We start from the raw sequence: 18,302 nt of genomic DNA on the forward strand, positions 1-18,302 counted from the left end.
GCCATGACCCATCCCCCGCAACCCCAGCCGCTTGCCGCCGAACTGCCGGATCAATTCCCGCAAACCGATGCCCTGCCCACGCTCGGCGCGTCGGCCCTTGCGCTGTTCGAGGCACAGTTGCCAGGCCTGCTGGCGCGTGCCCCCTACCTGTTGCAATTCATCGACGACGAGGGCTCCGAGGAGCGTACGGTCACCCATGGCCACACCCTGAAGAGCCTGGTCGAGTCCGCACGCCTGGGGCAGACCACGGCTGATCTCTTCGACCCGGCACAGGCGGTGCTGTCGTCGAGCGCCAGTTCGCTGGCCGAAGCCGACCTGATTGCGGACGTGACCCTGGATCAGGTGCACGACGCCTTGAAGCTTATAGACGCCAAGACGGTGCTCAGCCGCTTCGAGGTCGATGCGCAAACCTACTGGGAGGTTCCCGCGCAGCTGTCGTTGGCCCCTCGGCAACTGGCCATGGAGCAGCAGGTGCGCGCGAGCCTGGCGGATGATGTGCAACTGCTGGAGAGCGTTGGAACGCTCACTGTCCAAGCCAGGGTGCTGATCGAAGACATCGTCGACCACCCCCGTTTCTCCGACCGCAGCGTGCCAAGAGGTGTCTATGACCTGACGGTGCGCACCGGTGGAAGCTCGAAGTCCTTCTCTTTGCCAGGCATGCTGGTCCTCAGCGAAATCCCGGCCGGCTACGACCCGGCACTGTCCTACGTTACCGAGCGGCAGGCTCTGACCGGCGAAGCTGTGCTGTATTGCAGTGGATACTTCGGTTTCATCCGTCGTCACGACAACCTCCAGGCCACCCTGGATGGGGTGCGCAAGGCATTGTTGGAGGATCGCGCCTGGGGCTTGGCCTTGTTGATGCGCCTGGCACCGGAGGCGCAGCAGGCGTTGCTGGAAGAATGGGAGCGCGAAGACGCAAGCTTCGAAGTGCGAGCCGGGGTGATCGAGGGCAATCCGTTCGAGCACCTGGCCAGACAGCAGTGTGAGGCCTGGCGCGCGAGCGCGACCTGCGAGCAGCGCGGTGTATGGGATGATCGTATCGGCCTGGATGTATCGCGTGCACGTTCCACGCAGGTGCTGTTGGCGTTCGAGGCCGAACGCCAGTCGTTGCGGGCGCAACTACCGGATGGTCTGCGCAACCTTGGCCAAGCGCAGCAAGACATACTGGATGGCCTGTTGCTGGACATTGCCCAGCAGCAGAGCCTCGCCGAGGACTATTGGCAGCAGTTACCCGCTTTCGAGGATTTCGCCCGTGATCGGATTCGCATCGAATTGCGCAAGGACGGGCAGGATTTGGACCCCCGTGCTGTCACCGTCGAGATCGACGTCGTCGAATACAGCCCCGAATTGCCAGAGTCGGAACTTGCGCCGGGCGTCACTCCTGATCCTGGACAGGCGCAAAGCCTGCAGAGCGAGTGCTCGTTGCTCGAATACATCGCCATGCGCATGGATGCCAGGGCCGACGCCAGTTGGACGGTCGAATTCAGTGGCGTTACTCAGGCTCAGTCACGCTATCTTTCCAGTACTCGGCTGGGCAGCCTGATCCAGCGGCTGGACCTGCAGGCGCACTATCTACAAGCAATCAGCGACGCGTTGAAGACACCTTCCGATGGCGAAACCAAGGGCCTGCACCAGCGGCGCCACGATGCTGCGACAAGCCTGTTCGAGAAACGTCTGCGGCTCGATGCGTTCCTGGCGCATGCTACCGGTGACCTTGACGATTCCGGGTATCAGGCTGTCCAGGACATTCTGGATCATCCATCGCCGGACCAGCGGCCAATACGCGAAGGGCAGCGTGCCGAGTTGCAGCTGCTCACGCTGGGTGGCAACTCCCTGCGTGACGTGCTGATCTTCCATGAAGTCGGTGAGTCGTCACTGATCTGCTATACACCCGGCCATCCATCTGGCAAGCCGTTCAGGCGCCACAGCTCTCGCAGGGCTCTGCGCAGCGTGCTGGCCCAAGAGCTCGAGGGTCTGCAACGGACGTCGCCGTGGCCTGCAAGCACTGAGTACTGGGTGTCGCGGTTCGGCCGTCATCAGCTCGGGACCGCCTTGCCTCTGTTGCTCCGCATCGCTGATGGCAAGGCCGGTGCAGAGCTGGCGACGCAAACCCTCAACCAACCGATAGGCAAGGCAATTTTCAATTATCGCATCGCTTATCTGCTGGCCGAAGGTAACAGCCTGGCGGTTTCCGATGCCGAGTTGCGGCTGGAGCGAGGCCTGGATATCGCCGTCACTGTGTTCCGCGTGCTGAGCGCGCTGATTCCTGCGCGGGTCATGACCGTGCTCGACCTGGCAGAGCTTGGCTACTACATGTTCAACAGCTATGCGGCGCTGGCCAGCGGGCAGCGCGAGCAGGCCGGAACCTATGCCCTCGAGGCCTTGACCAGCCTGAGCGGCCTGGCTAACGCAAAGTTCTACCGGTTCAGGGCTCCCGCTGCTTCGGGAGTGCCGCTGCGACTGGTGAGCGGCAGCGGTGTACGGTCGGTCGTCGCGATCGACGAAGTGCCCAAGCCTCAGGGCGCGCCCTTTGTCATTTCTCACGGCCTGCGCAAGGGGTTACTGGTCTTCGATGGCCGGTTGAACGTGTCTTTGCAGGGCCGCTACTACCCCGTCTACGAAGTGCGTGACCCGCTGCAACGCACGTCGATTTTTTATATCGGATCAGGCGACGGGGTTCAAAGCCGCTCGTTGTTTTCCAATCCCGATCCAAGAATCGAACGTGATCCACGTACAGGCGACTGGCTGATCGTGCGCCGCCCGGGGCTGCTGGGCGGAATGGATCAACCGCTGCCGGTCCGGCCAATGCCGATGAAGGTGATGCGCGGGGTCCGAGAAAGCGCCAATAGCAGTGGCAGGACTTTCCGGATCATGGACGGCACCCAGGAGGTGGAGGTGATGTTCGATCTGGATTATTGCTGCTGGTACTCATCTTCCAAAGGTCGTTATTACCGGCGGGATGAGCAGACGAATACCTATCTGGGCGCCGTCGACCCTGGCCCTGCGGCTTCTCGATTGGAGCGCCAGCAAGCGCGCCTGGAACTGGAGTGTCTCCAGCGGCCGGTGTTACCAGAGCTGCCGCCGAGCAGTGGGCTGGAGCTGCTCCCGAAGGTTATCCACCAGATCTGGATCGGCAGCGCAGACAATCTGATTGCGTCTCACGACTCCACGCTCAAGGGCAACATCGAGATGGCACGGGCCGGCGGTTATCAGTTGCATCTGCATTTTCTAGGCCGCAGTGGATGGGGGGTGAACAATGCGTTGCAGTTGCGCAAGCTACGCTCGCGCTACCCAGGAGCAACCTGCACGTCCTTGAAGGGAGACGCGTTCTTCAAGGATTTCGAGGAGGGTCCGCAGGGTGAGGTGTTCAAGTTCTTCCTGCGGCCGGAAACCCGCAACTATGCGGCGGCCTGCGACGCCTTGCGCTACAAGTTGATAGATGAGTTGGGCGGGGTGTACATGGACATGGACGATGTGCTGCTCCGCCCGCTGCCTCAGTTGACATTGCGCCCTGGGCAACTGGCGGTGGGCGGGGTGGTGAGCAACGCGACCCTGATGCTCAACGGCCCCAACAACAGTCATTTCGCCTCGCTCAAGGGCAATCCATTGCTCGATGCGGTGTTGCGGGAAATGTCCCAGCGTTTCAGCGCTAGTCGCAAGCTTGGGCATCGTCCGAAGTTTTCCGATCCTGGTTTCACCGAGTACATGCGTGAGGTATCCCAGGTGACTGGCCCTGGTCTGCTCAATACGATGCGGCACAGCGCCAGCGCGATCGAGAAGGCCTTGACCGAGGCGAAGCTGTATATCTTCCACTCGCAGGACAACGGCGTACGTCCCGAGCGCGCGGTATTTGAATGGGTGAAGCGCGTTTCCGCGCTGCTGACGCCACTGGAAGACTATATCAATGTCGGCAATGCCCACAGCTGGAAGACGGGGCGCCGTTGACCTGCTAACGTGCGGGCTTTTCGGGGGGCTATAGATGTTCGATGGACTTTCCGGCTCCACCGCCGCGCCCCTGCAAAGTCTGCACCTGCCCTGGTTGGCGCACGCCGGTGTGGCGTGCGCGGTGTTGCGTCTGGACCTGATCGACCCACTGGTCAGTGGCAACAAGTGGTTCAAGCTGCAGCACCACCTGCATGCTGCCCGGAAGGCCAACGCACCTGGCCTGATCAGTCTGGGCGGCAACCATTCCAATCATTTGCACGCCTTGGCCGCTGCGGGCAGGCGCTTCGGCTTCGCCACCGCCGGGTTGTTGCGAGGCCAGCGGCAAGACACCCCGACCGTCCGTGATCTGGAAGCGCTGGGCATGACCTTGCACTGGTTAGGCTACGGTGGTTATCGGGCGCGCCATGCGCCAGGCTTCTGGCAACCCTGGCAGGCGCGCTATCCCGGCTGGCATTGCATCCCCGAAGGTGGGGGCGGTGTGGAAGGTGCCTTGGGATGTGGGCAGATCGTCGAGCAGGCACAAGCGCAATTGGCGTCGATCGGTTGGGATGATTATCACGCCTGGTGGCTGGCGGTGGGCACCGGCACCACGCTGGCAGGCCTGGTACTGGCCGAGCAGGGCGCGCATCCGGTGCATGGCGCCTTGGCGGTGCCGCGCGATCATGGTGTGGAGCAGGGCATTGCGCAACTGGCGGGTACGGCGGGCTATTGCCTGCACGACGCCTGCCGCGGCGGATTCGCCCGGCGCGATGACGCGTTGCTGGCATTCATCGCGGACAGCGAGGGGTGCAGTGGTCTGCCACTCGAAGCGCTCTACACAGGGAAGGCACTGTTGGCCCTGCGTGAGCAGGTCGAGGCCGGGCGATTTTCACCCGGCACCCGCCTGATCTTCGTTCATACCGGTGGCCTGCAGGGGCGGCGCGGCTACTTGTAAGGCAGCATGCGCAGCAGTGTGTTGTCCCGGCGTACGTAGTGGTGGTACAGCCCGGCAACGGCATGCAGCCCGATCAGCCAGTAGCCCCAGGTGCCGATGCGTTCATGCCAGCCCTTGATGAACTTTGCCTGGTCCGGATCCTGGCCGATCAGTGCAGGCAGCTCCAGCCCAAAGAATGGTATCGGCTTGCCCGCAGCGCTGAGGATCAGCCAGCCGGCCAGTGGCATGCCGATCATCAGCAGGTACAACAGCACGTGGACCAGATGGGAGAGGCCGGTCTGCCAGGCGGGTGGCTTGGGCACGATAGGCGGTGTCGGGCGTGCCAGGCGCATGGCCAGGCGCAGCCATACCAGCACGAACACGGTGAGCCCGAGCATGAAGTGCAGGCTCTTCATCAGGTCGCGCTCGGCGCTGTCCTTGGGGAACAGGCCGCGCAGCTCGATGCAGGCATAGACGGCGGCGAGCAGCACCAGCATCAGCCAGTGCAAGGTGATCGACAGGCGCGCGTAGTGGGGCGCGGGAGTGGATGAAACCATGGTCGGTCCTCGTCATCAGGTTGGGTGGGCGCTCTTGCTGGCGCCTGATGTGGACTTTAGCGCGTCGATTGGTAATTTTTCGTTGTTTCAGGTCGGTTGTTTCGATGATTTTTGGGCTCGGAACGGCATTTTCTCGAGCACGGGTCCCGGGTCATCCCGGTAAGTGTGGCCAGCTGTCACTCACCAGAAACACTCGCTCCGCCTCTTGCCAGCCGCCTTCGCCATCCTCCTCCAGCCTCACCAGCAATTGTGCCGCGGCTCCTTCCTCCAGGCGCCACAGCCAGGCTGCAAAACCCGCCGCACCCCAGCGATCCCCAGCCTCGACCCGTGCAGGTGCCAGCCAGGCATGGCGTTGCAGCGGTTGCCAGAGTGCCGTTGGGTGAGCGCTGGCATATTGCGCCCACTCGCGTCGATGCAGCCATCGCCCGCGCAGGTGCGCAGGGTTGGCCCCGAAGGGGGCCGTGAGTTGCCCTGGCCATGGATGGAAAAGATAGCCACCCAGCCACAGGTGCGACTGCACATCGCCCACCTGCAGTTGATTCAGGACTTCCCGGCTTTCGGCCCGAGCCGAGATCGGCAACTGATGTGCGACCAGGTGCGCCAGCTTGCTGCCCAGGCGGTCGTGACAGCCTGGCCCCAGCCACTGCGCCGGGTCGTGGGCATCAGCCTGATCCGGCCCGAGGTAAAGCTTGATCGCCAGTTCCAGGTGGTGGTCACCCGTGCGATCGCGCAGCAGGACATCCAGCTCACCCAAGGTTTGCCCGCCTTGGCGGATCGCCAGGTTGGCGGCCAGCAGCTCGACACCGGGTGCCTGTTGCAGGGCGAACTGCCAGAGGCTTTCGTAGTACAGCCCCAACCGCCGGCTGGTGAGGCGCGCCAGCCACGTCTGCAAGGGCTGCGCATCATGATCGAGAGCCAGCAGCCAGGCGCGTAACCGCCCCGGATCGTCCGCCCAGCCGCTGGCCGCCAGCGGATGGCGTTGCGGGCAGGGCGGTTCGCTCAGCAGCGGCGGCGACAGCAGCGTCCACGCCAGATCACGCACGGCAGGGTGGCGGAGCTGGCGGGGCAGGGCATGGAGGTCGGTGAAGGGTGTCATCCTGCGAGCATAGCCGGTTTGCCGCTGGCCGGTCGTTTCGCCCATAATCCAGGCATTGTCACCCGCCGCAGAGCCTTGCAGGAGCCCCATGGAGCAATTTCGCAATATCGGTATCATCGGACGCCTCGGCAGCTCGCAGGTGCTCGACACCATTCGCCGACTGAAGAAGTTCCTGCTCGAGCGCCACCTGCACGTGATCCTCGAGGACACTATCGCCGAAGTGCTGCCAGGCCACGGCCTGCAGACCTCCACGCGCAAGCTGCTGGGCGAGGTCTGTGACCTGGTCATCGTCGTCGGTGGCGACGGCAGTTTGTTGGGCGCCGCCCGAGCGCTGGCCCGGCATAACATCCCGGTGCTGGGCATCAACCGCGGCAACCTCGGCTTTCTCACCGACATTCGCCCCGACGAGCTGGAAACCAAGGTCGCCGAGGTGCTCGACGGCCACTACCTGGTCGAGAACCGCTTCCTGCTGCAGGCCGAGGTTCGCCGCCACAACGAGGCCATTGGCCAGGGCGACGCGCTCAACGATGTGGTGCTGCACCCGGGCAAGTCGACGCGGATGATCGAGTTCGAGATCTACATCGACGGCCAGTTCGTCTGCAGCCAGAAGGCCGACGGCCTGATCGTCGCCACGCCCACGGGCTCCACCGCCTACGCGCTGTCTGCCGGCGGCCCGATCATGCACCCCAAGCTCGATGCCATCGTCATCGTGCCGATGTACCCGCACACCCTGTCTGGCCGGCCGATCGTGGTCGATGGTAACAGCGAGCTGAAGATCGTGGTCGCCAAGGACCTGCAGATCTACCCGCAGGTCTCCTGTGACGGGCAGAACCACTTCACCTGCGCTCCAGGCGACACCATCACGGTGAGCAAGAAGCCGCAGAAGCTGCGCCTGATCCATCCGCTGGATCATAACTACTACGAAGTCTGCCGCACCAAGCTTGGCTGGGGCAGTCGCCTGGGGGGCAGGGACGACTGATGCTCGATCCGGCACGCAGTTTCGACATCATCGGCGACGTTCACGGTTGTGCGTTGACCCTCGAACGCCTGCTCGACACCCTTGGCTACACGCGCACGGGCGGTGTCTGGCGCCATCCGCGGCGCCAGGCGCTGTTCCTCGGCGACATTGTCGACCGTGGCCCGCGCATCCGCGAGGCGCTGCATATCGTCCACGACATGGTCGAAGCCGGCCAGGCCCACTGCATCATGGGCAATCACGAGTACAACGCCCTGGGCTGGGTCACGCCGGCACTCCCCGGCAGCGGCAAGGCCTTCGTGCGTGAGCACACGCCGCGTCATGCCCGCCTGATCGACGAGACCCTCACCCAGTTCGCCCAGCATCCCGGCGACTGGCACGATTTCATCCAGTGGTTCTACACCCTGCCGCTGTTCGTCGACGCCGGGCGTTTCCGTCTGGTGCATGCCTGCTGGGATCATCAACTGATCGCACAGTTGCGCGCCCAGTACCCGGACGGCCGTATCGACGAACACTTCGTGCAGGCGTCGGCGGTGTCGGGAAGCTTCGCCTCGACCGTGTGCAACCGCCTGCTGCGCGGCACCGACATGCGCCTGCCGGACGGTCTCACGCTGACCGGCGGCGACGGTCTGACCCGCGCCTTCTTCCGCACCAAGTTCTGGGAAGAAGACCCACAAACCTATGGCGACATCGTGTTCCAACCTGATGCGCTGCCGGAGGAAGTGGCCCGCGCGCCACTCAGCCACAGCCAGAAGAACGCGCTGCTGCGTTATTCGGAGGATGAGCCACTGCTGTTCGTCGGCCATTACTGGCGCAGCGGCCACCCCGCGCCGATTCGCGCCAACCTGGCCTGCCTGGACTACAGCGCGGTGCTCTACGGCAAGCTGGCCGCCTACCGGCTGGACGACGAAACCCGCATCGACCCGCACAAGTTCGTCTGGGTCGATGTCGACCGACCGCAGGCCAGCCAATGAACGTGATCGAAGTGATGCGTCTGCCGCTGGGTGTCGACCTCAGTGGTTTCGTTGCCCTGTTGCGGCGCCTCGAGGTGCCGCACCGGGTGGTCGAGGAGGGCAGTGAGCAGGTGCTCTGGGTACCGCCCGCCATGGCCGCGCAGGTGCTCGAGCTCTACCGGCGCTACCCTGACGGCAATGCCGACGTGGAGCAGGTCATGGACGCAGGCTTGCCGGCGAGCGAGCCGGCCCGGCCCCCGCTGAAGGAACAGTTGCGCGCCTGCAAGGTTACCGCGGGGATGCTGCTGCTGTGCATGGCCGTCGTTGGCTTGACCGGCCTGGGCGAAAACCTCTCGACCCTGAGCTGGTTCACCTTCCAGGACTACCAGGTACAGGGCGACTACCTCTATTTCGTGCCGCTGGCCCAGAGCCTGGGCGAGGGCCAGTGGTGGCGCCTGGTGTCGCCCATGCTGCTGCACTTCGGCGTTCTGCACCTGGCCATGAACGGGCTGTGGTACTGGGAGCTGGGGCGGCGCATCGAATTGCGCCAGGGGCCCTGGGCGTTGCTGGCGCTGACCCTGGTGTTCAGCCTGGTGTCGAACCTGGCCCAGCATTTCATCGGCGGCCCGAACCTGTTCGGTGGCTTGTCCGGAGTGCTCTATGGCTTGCTCGGTTACCTCTGGCTCTACCAGTGGCTGGCGCCCACCCCATTGTTCAGCCTGCCCCGCGGCGTGCTGGTGATGATGCTCATCTGGCTGGTGATCTGCCTCAGTGGCGTGGTCGGCCAGCTCGGCTTCGGCCAGATCGCCAATGCCGCCCATGTCGGCGGGTTGCTCATCGGATGCCTGACAGGCCTCTTGGGTGGACTGCTGGCCCGGCGTAAACTGTCGGCTTGATTTAGGAGACGCTCATGTCCACTTTCGCGCAAATGATTGAAAACATCACCCCCGAGATCTACCAGAGCCTGAAGACGGCGGTGGAAATCGGCAAATGGTCCGATGGCCGCAAGCTCACCGCCGAGCAGAAGGAGCTGTCGCTGCAAGCGGTGATTGCCTGGGAAATCCAGAACCTGCCCGAGGAAGAGCGCACCGGCTACATGGGGCCGCAGGAATGCGCCTCCAAGTCCGCGCCGATCCCCAACATCCTGTTCAAGTCGGACTCGGTACATTGATCGAACTCGCTCGTGGCTCCTTGAGCAAGATGGCGGTGCGTCTCGAAGCACCGGTCGTGCAGTACAGCTTTCGCCTCGGTGAGGAGCAGGTGCCGGTCAACCCGTTGATCGGCCAGTCGCTGCGTCTGGAATACCTCGGTGCGATCCACTGCACCCATTGCGGCAAGCGCACCAAGACCAGTTTCAGCCAGGGCTACTGCTACCCCTGCATGACCAAGCTGGCCCAGTGCGATGTGTGCATCATGGCCCCTGAACGCTGCCACTACGACGCCGGCACCTGCCGCGAGCCGTCGTGGGGCGAGCAGTTCTGCATGACGGACCATGTGGTGTACCTGGCCAACTCGTCGGGCATCAAGGTGGGCATCACCCGTGCCACGCAACTGCCCACCCGCTGGCTCGACCAGGGCGCCAGCCAGGCACTGCCGATCATGCGCGTGGCCACTCGCCAGCAGTCGGGCCTGGTCGAAGACCTGCTGCGCAGCCAGGTACCGGACCGCACCAACTGGCGCACCCTGCTCAAAGGCGATGCCGAGGTACTGGACCTGGTCGCGGTGCGCGAACAGATCTTCGATGCCTGCGCCGAAGGCCTGCGCGAGCTGCAAGGCCGCTTCGGCCTGCAGGCGATCCAACCGTTGCCCGACGCCGAAGTGGTCGAGATGCGCTACCCGGTCCAGGCCTACCCGAAGAAGATCGTCAGCTTCAACCTGGACAAGGACCCGGTGGTGGAAGGCACGCTGCTGGGCATCAAGGGCCAGTACCTGATCTTCGACACCGGCGTGATCAATATTCGCAAGTACACGGCCTACCAGCTGGCCGTGCTCCAGTAAAAGGATCGTCACCATGCGTACCGAACAACCGCAAGTGATCTACCTCAAGGACTATCAGGCGCCCGAGTACCTGATCGACGAGACGCACCTGACCTTCGAGCTGTTCGAGGACCACACGCTGGTCCATGCGCAACTGGTCATGCGCCGCAACCCCGAGCGCGGCGCCGGCCTGCCGCCGCTGGTGCTCGATGGCCAGCAGCTGGAGCTGCAGCGCGCCGCGCTGGATGACCAGGAGCTGCAGGCCGGTGACTACCAGCTCGATGACAGTAGCCTGACCCTCCACCCCAAATCTGAGCGCTTCACCCTCGACACCAGCGTGAAGATCCATCCGGAAAGCAACACCGCGCTGGAAGGCCTGTACAAGTCCGGCAAGATGTTCTGCACCCAGTGCGAAGCCGAAGGTTTCCGCAAGATCACCTACTACCTCGACCGCCCGGACGTGATGAGCACCTTCACCACCACGGTGATCGCTGAACAGCACCGCTACCCGGTGTTGCTGTCCAACGGCAACCCGGTCGGCAGCGGTCCGGCAGAAGACGGTCGCCACTGGGCAACCTGGGAAGACCCATTCAAGAAGCCGGCCTATCTGTTCGCGCTGGTGGCGGGCGATCTGTGGTGCGTCGAGGACAGCTTCACCCGCCAGTCGGGTCGCGACGTGACCCTGCGCATCTACGTCGAACCCGAGAACATCGACAAGTGCGACCACGCGATGGTCAGCCTGAAGAAGTCCATGCGCTGGGACGAAGAAGTCTACGGCCGTGAATACGACCTGGACATCTTCATGATCGTCGCGGTCAACGACTTCAACATGGGCGCCATGGAAAACAAGGGCCTGAACATCTTCAACTCCAGTTGCGTGCTGGCCCGCGCCGAAACCGCCACCGATGCCGCCCACCAGCGCGTCGAAGGGGTGGTCGCCCACGAGTATTTCCACAACTGGTCGGGCAACCGCGTGACCTGCCGCGACTGGTTCCAACTGTCGCTCAAGGAAGGCTTCACGGTGTTCCGCGATGCCGAGTTCAGCGCCGACATGAACTCGCGCACGGTCAAGCGCATCGAGGACGTCGCCTACCTGCGCACCCACCAGTTCGCCGAAGATGCCGGCCCCATGGCCCATCCGGTGCGCCCCGACAGCTTCATCGAGATTTCCAACTTCTACACCCTGACCGTGTACGAGAAGGGCGCCGAAGTGGTAGGCATGGTCCGTACCCTGCTGGGCGCCGAGGGCTTCCGCAAGGGCAGCGACCTGTACTTCGAACGTCATGATGGCCAGGCGGTGACCACCGACGACTTCATCAAGGCCATGGAAGACGCCAACGGCGTCGACCTGACCCAGTTCAAGCGCTGGTACAGCCAAGCTGGCACGCCGCGTCTTGAGGTCAGCGAAACCTACGATGCCGCGGCACAGACCTACAGCCTGACCTTCCGCCAGAGCTGCCCGCAGACGCCGGACAAGCTCGACAAGCTGCCATTCGTGATCCCGGTGGCGTTGGGGTTGCTCGATGCCCAGGGCAATGACCTGCCGCTGCAATTGGCCGGTGAAACAGCTGCTGACGTCGTTACCCAGCGCGTGCTGTCGGTGACCGAGGCCGAGCAGACCTTCACCTTCCAGGGCATCGTCGCCAAGCCGCTTCCGTCGTTGCTGCGTGGCTTCAGTGCGCCGGTCAAGCTGAGCTTCCCCTACGACCGCGACCAGTTGATGTTCCTCATGCAGCACGACAGCGACGGCTTCAACCGCTGGGAAGCGGGCCAGCAGCTGGCCGTGCAGGTGCTGCAGGAGCTGATCGGCCAGCATCAGCGCGGCGAAGCGCTGAAACTCGACCCACGGCTGATCACCGCCTTGGGTACGGTGCTGGGCAACGAGTCGCTGGACCCGGCCATGGTCGCCGAGATGCTATCGCTGCCCGGCGAGGCCTACCTCACCGAAATCAGCCAGGTGGCTGACGTCGACGCGATTCATGCGGCCCGCGAGTTCGCCCGCAAGCAGATCGCCGAGCAGTTGTTCGATGCGCTGTGGGCGCGCTACCAGGCCAACCGCCAGGTGTCGCGCAGCACTGCTTATGTAGCCGCAGCCGAGCACTTCGCCCGCCGCAGCCTGCAGAACATCGCGCTGTCGTACCTGATGCTCACCGGCAAGTCGCAGGTGCTGGAAGCGACCCTCGAGCAGTTCGAGCACGCCGACAACATGACCGAGCGCCTGACCGCGCTGGCAGTGCTGGTCAACTCGCCGTTCGAAGCCGAGCGCGCCAAGGCGCTCGAGGCCTTCGCCGAGCACTTCAAGGACAACCCCCTGGTCATGGACCAGTGGTTCAGCGTGCAGGCGGCAAGCAGCCTTCCGGGCGGGCTGGCGCGGGTCAAGGCGTTGATGCAGCACCCGGCCTTCACCCTGAAGAACCCGAACAAGGTGCGCGCGCTGGTTGGCGCCTTTGCCGGGCAGAACCTGGTCAACTTCCACGCCGGCGACGGTTCGGGTTATCGCTTCCTGGCGGACCTGGTGATCGAACTCAACGCGCTCAATCCGCAGATCGCCTCGCGCCAACTGGCGCCGCTGACCCGCTGGCGCAAGTACGATGCCGCGCGTCAGGCGCTGATGAAGGGCGAGCTGGAGCGGATTCTCGCTTCCGGGGCATTGTCCAGTGATGTGTATGAGGTGGTGAGCAAGAGCCTGGCTTGATTCACTTTTAAACCGGGCTGGCCTATTCGCGGGCAAGCCCGCTCCCACAAGGATCAGGGAGCGGGCTTGCCCGCGATGCTTTTTTGGCGGTTAACAAAACATAACGTCCCGCCCGTTGTGTTCGCGCGATTTTCCCCGATAGGATGGCCCAAAGCTATTGCAGGGCTCTGGATCAAGGGTTTTCGCAGTACCTGCAAGGCATTGACCCACTACAAGAACACAACAGGGGGCGGTCATGAGGGAATGGCTGAAGGCGGATGCCAGGCGCGGAGCCTTGGCGTTGACGGCCAGCGCGTTACTGGCGCTGGGCACATGGGCAGGTACCGCACAGGCCGCGGCCGTGGCCGAATATTCGGTGGAATCGGCCAAGGCCAGCCAGAGCCTGCTGATCGACGCCGTGCACGCCGGCAAGCGCCTAGTGGTGGTCGGCGATCGCGGCCATATCCTGTTCTCCGACGACCAGGGCAAGACCTGGACTCAGGCTCGGGTGCCAACCCGTCAACTGCTCACCGCCGTGTTCTTCCTCGACGACAAGCGTGGTTGGGCAGTCGGCCATGACGCGCAGATTCTCGCCAGCAACGACGGCGGGGCAACCTGGAGCAAGCAGTTCGAAGACCTCTCCCGTGAAGCCCCGCTGCTCGACGTGCGTTTCGTCGATGCCCAGCACGGCTTCGCCGTCGGCGCCTATGGTGCGCTGCTGGAAACCACCGACGGTGGGCAGAACTGGCAGGACGTCGCCGAGCGTCTCGACAACCCCGACCAGTTGCACCTCAATGGCATCACCCAGGTGAAGAATGCCGGCCTGTTCATCGTGGGCGAGCAGGGCAGCATGTTCCGCTCCAGCGACGACGGCCAGACCTGGTCGCACGTCGAAAGCCCCTACGAGGGCTCGCTGTTCGGCGTGACCGGCACTGGGCAGGCGCACACGCTGCTGGCTTACGGACTGCGCGGCAACCTGTTCCGCTCCACCGACTTTGGCGACACCTGGCAAGCCATCCCGCTGGAGGCGGGACGGGGGGCGCTCGAATTCGGCCTGGCAAACGCTACGCTTCTCGATGATGGCAGCCTCGTCGTGGTCGGTAACGGTGGCAGCGTGCTGCGCAGCCGCGACGACGGACAGACGTTCACGGTCTACAACCGCGCCGATCGCATCGCGCTGTCCGGTGTCAGCGGTCTGGCCGATGGCGGCCTGCTGCTGGTGGGGCAGGGTGGCGTACACCTGGCCACCGCCGAAGGCGCCGAGGAGGCTCGGCCATGACCCGTCCGGAGAATTTCAACATGCCCCACCACAAGGACAAGGCCACCCTGCTCGAGCGGCTGATCTTCAACAACCGCCCCGTGGTCATCGCCCTGTGCGTGCTGGTGAGCATCTTCCTGTTCTGGCAGGCCACGCAGATTCGCCCCTCCACCAGCTTCGAGAAGATGATCCCGCTGCAGCACCCGTTCATCGAACAGATGATGGAGCACCGCAATGACCTGGCCAACCTCGGCAACACCGTGCGCATTTCGGTCGAGGCGGTCAACGGCGACATCTTCGACAAGGACTACATGGAGACCCTGCGCCAGATCCACGACGAGGTGTTCTACATCCCCGGCGTCGACCGTGCCGGGCTGAAGTCGTTGTGGAGCCCGAGCGTGCGCTGGAGCGAGGTGACCGAGGAAGGTTTCTCCGGCGGCGAGGTGATCCCCAACACCTACAACGGCTCGCAGGACAGCCTCGACACCTTGCGTGACAACGTGCTCAAGTCTGGCCAGGTCGGGCGCCTGGTGGCCAACAACTTCAAGTCGAGCATCGTCGACATCCCGCTGCTGGAAAACTTCCCCGACCCACAAGACCCGGGCAAGCTGACCAAGCTGGACTACCAGAAATTCTCCCACCAACTGGAAGAGAAGATCCGCGACAAGTTCCAGGCGCAGAACCCGAACGTGAAGATCCACATCGTCGGCTTCGCCAAGAAGGTCGGTGACCTGATCGACGGCCTGGTGATGGTGGCGATGTTCTTCGGGGTTGCGCTGGTCATCACCTGGGCGTTGCTGTACTGGTTCACCTGGTGCATTCGCAGCACCATCGCCGTGCTCATCACCACGCTGGTGGCGGTGGTATGGCAGCTAGGGCTGATGCATGCGGTCGGCTTCGGCCTCGATCCTTACTCGATGCTGGTGCCGTTCCTGATCTTCGCCATCGGCATCTCGCACGGGGTGCAGAAGATCAACGGCATCGCCTTGCAGTCCAGCGATGCCGACAACGCCCTGACCGCAGCGCGGCGGACCTTCCGCCAGTTGTTCCTGCCGGGGATGATCGCCATCCTTGCCGACGCCGTGGGCTTCATCACCTTGCTGATCATCGACATTGGCGTGATCCGCGAACTGGCCATCGGGGCCTCGATCGGTGTGGCGGTCATCGTCTTCACCAACCTGATCCTGCTGCCGGTCGCGATCAGCTACGTCGGCATCAGCCAGAAGGCCATCGCCCGCAGCAAGAAGGACGCGGTCTGCGAGCACCCGTTCTGGCGCCTGCTGTCGAACTTCGCCAGCCCCAAGGTGGCACCGGTGTCGATCGCGCTCGCGCTGGTCGCCTTTGCCGGCGGTCTCTGGTACAGCCAGAACCTGAAGATCGGCGACCTCGACCAGGGCGCGCCGGAGCTGCGTCCGGATTCGCGCTACAACCAGGACAACAGCTTCATCATCAACAACTACTCGACCAGTTCGGATGTGCTGGTGATCATGGTCAAGACCCCGGCAGAGAGCTGCTCGATCCACTCGACCATGGCGCCGATCGACGAGCTGATGTGGACCATGGACAACACGCCGGGCGTGCAGTCGACCATCTCCCTGGTGACCGTGTCCAAGCAGGTCATCAAGGGCATGAACGAGGGCAGCCTGAAGTGGGAGACCCTCTCGCGCAACCCGGACATCCTCAACAACTCCATCGCCCGCGCAGACGGCCTGTACAACGCCGACTGCTCGTTGGCACCGGTGCTGGTGTTCCTCAACGACCACAAGGCCGAGACCCTCGAGCGCGTCACCACGGCGGCCAAGGCCTTTGCCGATGCGCACAACAAGGAAGGCCTGCAGTTCCTCATGGCGGCCGGTAACGCCGGCATCGAGGCGGCCACCAACGAGGTGATCAAGTCGGCCGAGCTGACCATCCTGATCCTGGTGTACATCTGCGTGGCGGTGATGTGCATGATCACCTTCCGCTCCTTCGCCGCCACCCTGTGCATCGTTCTGCCGCTGGTCCTGACCTCGGTACTGGGCAACGCGCTGATGGCGTTCATGGGCATTGGCGTGAAGGTCGCGACGCTACCAGTCGTCGCCCTCGGCGTGGGCATCGGTGTGGACTACGGCATCTACATCTACAGCCGTCTGGAAAGCTTCCTGCGCGCGGGCCTGCCGCTGCAGGAAGCCTATTACGAGACCCTGCGCTCCACCGGCAAGGCGGTGCTGTTCACCGGCTTGTGCCTGGCGATCGGCGTGTGCACCTGGATCTTCTCGGCGATCAAGTTCCAGGCCGACATGGGCCTGATGCTGACCTTCATGCTGCTGTGGAACATGTTCGGCGCGTTGTGGCTGCTGCCGGCGCTGGCACGGTTCCTGATCAAGCCCGAGAAGATGGTGGGCAAGGAGGGGGGCTCGATCTTCGCCCATTGAGGAAACTGACGCTTTTCGTGCAGGAGCGGCGCAAGGCCGCTCCTGCACAGTTTCAAGGCCTCTTGCAGTGATCCGAAGATATAATGGCCACCTTCCTACCCCAAGGTGCACCCATGCCCCCTCTCGCCACCGCCCTGCAAACCTGCGACATGCTCCTGATCGACGGCCTGCACGCCTTCGAATTCACCTGCGACAGCTCTGGCCTCACCATCGAATGCATGGACGGGCGCCAGTTGCGCCGCTGGAGCTTCACCCCCGAACAGATCGCCGCTGCGCGGGCAGAGGGGAACGATTGGCTGCTCGACGATGCCCAAGCAGAACACCGTCTAGTCTTGATGAGTGCGTTTCGCGCCCCGGAAGATGACGAAGATGAAGCTGACCTCCAAGAGCCTGCTGACCGCTAGTCTGATGAGCCTGTCGATCCACACCCAGGCTGCCACCTTGCTGGTCGGCAGTTACACCGAAGGTGCCAGCCAAGGCATCTACCGTTATCAATTCGACCCGCGCAGCGGCCAGATCGCCACGCCAGCCCAGCAAGTGGTCAAGGCTGTCAGCCCGTCCTGGCTGGTGCTGTCTGCCGACCAGCGTCAACTGTTCGCAGTGAACGAGACGCCCGCGGGCCACATCAGCAGCTTTGGCGTGAGTGGCAAAGGCGAGATAACGCCGCTGAACCAGGTCGCCAGCCTGGGCGATGAACCGACCCACGCCAGCCTCAGTCACGACCAGCGCTACCTGTTCGTCGCCAACTACGCCGTGGCGCCCGATCCTGGCGGTAGCCTGGTGGTGATCCCGGTGGCGCGCGACGGCAAGCTCAAGGCGGTGCTACAGCAGCTGCGCCATGCCCCGAGCAAGGTCAATCCCGAGCGCCAGGCCGGTGCCCATGTGCACTCGGTGGTCCAGTCGCCCGATAGCCGCCACCTGTATGCCAGTGACCTGGGCGCCGACAAGGTGTTCATCTACCGCTACGACGGCGCCAGTGCCGACCGGCCGCTGAGCCCGGCGATACCCGCGTTCGTCACCTTGCCGCCAGGCAGCGGGCCACGGCATCTGCTGTTCGATGCCAAGGGACGGCATGCCTACCTCACGCTGGAAATGAGTGCCGAGGTGGTGGCCTTCGAGGTTCTGGACGGTGCGTTGCTCGAGCGTCAGCGCCTGCCGTTGACCGACAGCACCGAACCTGCCGCCAAGGCGGCTGGCGGCCTGCACTTGTCCGCCGATGGACGTTTCCTGTACGTCAGCAACCGCGGCAGCGCCAACCAGATCGTGGTCTACGCCGTGGGTAAGGACGACGGCCAGTTGACCTTGCTGCAGCGTCGCTCGGTGGAAGGCGATCACCCCCGGGAATTCAGCTTGGATCCAAGCGGCAACTTCCTGCTGGTGGCCAACCAGAAGAGCAACCAGATCGTGGTCATGCGCCGTGATCCGCGCAGCGGCAAGCTTGGCGAAACGGTGCAGACACTGCCCCAGGACGCGCCTTCGGACCTGAAGTTTCTCGATTGACTATCAATCGGCTTGATAATCGCTACTGCTGCAATGAAT

14 protein-coding genes are annotated in these 18,302 nt (G+C 63.7%); 12 read left to right on the forward strand and 2 right to left on the reverse strand.

The genetic code is table 11. From position 1 onward, the window contains the following. Nucleotides 1-3 precede the first annotated feature (3 nt). Together ACMGGG_RS06115 and ACMGGG_RS06120 are read left to right on the forward strand one after the other, a co-directional pair. Nucleotides 4-3,945: a dermonecrotic toxin domain-containing protein gene (locus ACMGGG_RS06115; protein WP_414155050.1), complete on the forward strand. Its 3,942-nt coding sequence runs from the start codon at nt 4-6 to the stop codon at nt 3,943-3,945. 34 nt (nt 3,946-3,979) lie between these two features. Continuing rightward, nucleotides 3,980-4,879, forward strand: coding sequence for a 1-aminocyclopropane-1-carboxylate deaminase/D-cysteine desulfhydrase (locus ACMGGG_RS06120; RefSeq protein WP_414155051.1), 900 nt, complete (start codon nt 3,980-3,982; stop codon nt 4,877-4,879). Here the strand turns inward: ACMGGG_RS06120 and ACMGGG_RS06125 are convergent. Next, nucleotides 4,870-5,415 (reverse strand): cytochrome b, encoded by a 546-nt coding sequence (locus tag ACMGGG_RS06125; protein ID WP_054893117.1) that lies wholly within the window; start codon nt 5,413-5,415, stop codon nt 4,870-4,872. The genes ACMGGG_RS06120 and ACMGGG_RS06125 overlap by 10 nt on opposite strands. A 151-nt stretch (nt 5,416-5,566) precedes the next feature. Next, nucleotides 5,567-6,601, reverse strand: a complete 1,035-nt coding sequence (locus ACMGGG_RS06130) for a DUF1853 family protein (RefSeq protein ID WP_414155052.1) — start codon at nt 6,599-6,601, stop codon at nt 5,567-5,569. Here ACMGGG_RS06130 and ACMGGG_RS06135 point away from each other — a divergent pair. The 10 genes from ACMGGG_RS06135 (at nt 6,600) to ACMGGG_RS06180 (ending at nt 18,263) form a co-directional block, all read left to right on the forward strand. Beyond that, complete coding sequence (locus ACMGGG_RS06135) at nt 6,600-7,490, forward strand: NAD(+) kinase (RefSeq protein WP_054893119.1); 891 nt, start codon at nt 6,600-6,602, stop codon at nt 7,488-7,490. The genes ACMGGG_RS06130 and ACMGGG_RS06135 overlap by 2 nt on opposite strands. Then, nucleotides 7,487-8,461: a metallophosphoesterase gene (locus tag ACMGGG_RS06140; protein ID WP_178117541.1), complete on the forward strand. Its 975-nt coding sequence runs from the start codon at nt 7,487-7,489 to the stop codon at nt 8,459-8,461. Before ACMGGG_RS06135 ends, ACMGGG_RS06140 begins: the two co-directional genes overlap by 4 nt. After that, nucleotides 8,458-9,336, forward strand: a complete 879-nt coding sequence (locus tag ACMGGG_RS06145) for a rhomboid family intramembrane serine protease (protein WP_414155053.1) — start codon at nt 8,458-8,460, stop codon at nt 9,334-9,336. Before ACMGGG_RS06140 ends, ACMGGG_RS06145 begins: the two co-directional genes overlap by 4 nt. A 14-nt stretch (nt 9,337-9,350) precedes the next feature. Continuing rightward, complete coding sequence (locus ACMGGG_RS06150) at nt 9,351-9,611, forward strand: YeaC family protein (protein ID WP_054893122.1); 261 nt, start codon at nt 9,351-9,353, stop codon at nt 9,609-9,611. After that, nucleotides 9,608-10,438, forward strand: coding sequence for a DUF2797 domain-containing protein (locus tag ACMGGG_RS06155; RefSeq protein ID WP_063543897.1), 831 nt, complete (start codon nt 9,608-9,610; stop codon nt 10,436-10,438). Before ACMGGG_RS06150 ends, ACMGGG_RS06155 begins: the two co-directional genes overlap by 4 nt. Nucleotides 10,439-10,451: 13 nt before the next feature. Then, nucleotides 10,452-13,112, forward strand: coding sequence for an aminopeptidase N (pepN, locus tag ACMGGG_RS06160; protein ID WP_414155054.1), 2,661 nt, complete (start codon nt 10,452-10,454; stop codon nt 13,110-13,112). Between the two features lie 235 nt (nt 13,113-13,347). Next, nucleotides 13,348-14,370: a YCF48-related protein gene (locus ACMGGG_RS06165; RefSeq protein ID WP_414155055.1), complete on the forward strand. Its 1,023-nt coding sequence runs from the start codon at nt 13,348-13,350 to the stop codon at nt 14,368-14,370. Between the two features lie 20 nt (nt 14,371-14,390). Next, nucleotides 14,391-16,763, forward strand: a complete 2,373-nt coding sequence (locus tag ACMGGG_RS06170; protein WP_370671066.1) for an efflux RND transporter permease subunit — start codon at nt 14,391-14,393, stop codon at nt 16,761-16,763. A gap of 113 nt (nt 16,764-16,876) precedes the next feature. Then, nucleotides 16,877-17,167 carry a DUF5629 family protein gene (locus ACMGGG_RS06175; RefSeq protein ID WP_153773411.1) on the forward strand — a complete coding sequence of 97 codons (291 nt, stop codon included), beginning with the start codon at nt 16,877-16,879 and terminating at the stop codon, nt 17,165-17,167. Continuing rightward, nucleotides 17,133-18,263, forward strand: a complete 1,131-nt coding sequence (locus ACMGGG_RS06180; protein WP_414155056.1) for a lactonase family protein — start codon at nt 17,133-17,135, stop codon at nt 18,261-18,263. The genes ACMGGG_RS06175 and ACMGGG_RS06180 overlap by 35 nt, the downstream gene beginning before the upstream one ends. Nucleotides 18,264-18,302 lie beyond the last annotated feature (39 nt).

This window comes from Pseudomonas sp. BNK-44-b (assembly GCF_047456245.1).
Lineage (GTDB): Bacteria > Pseudomonadota > Gammaproteobacteria > Pseudomonadales > Pseudomonadaceae > Aquipseudomonas > Aquipseudomonas machongensis.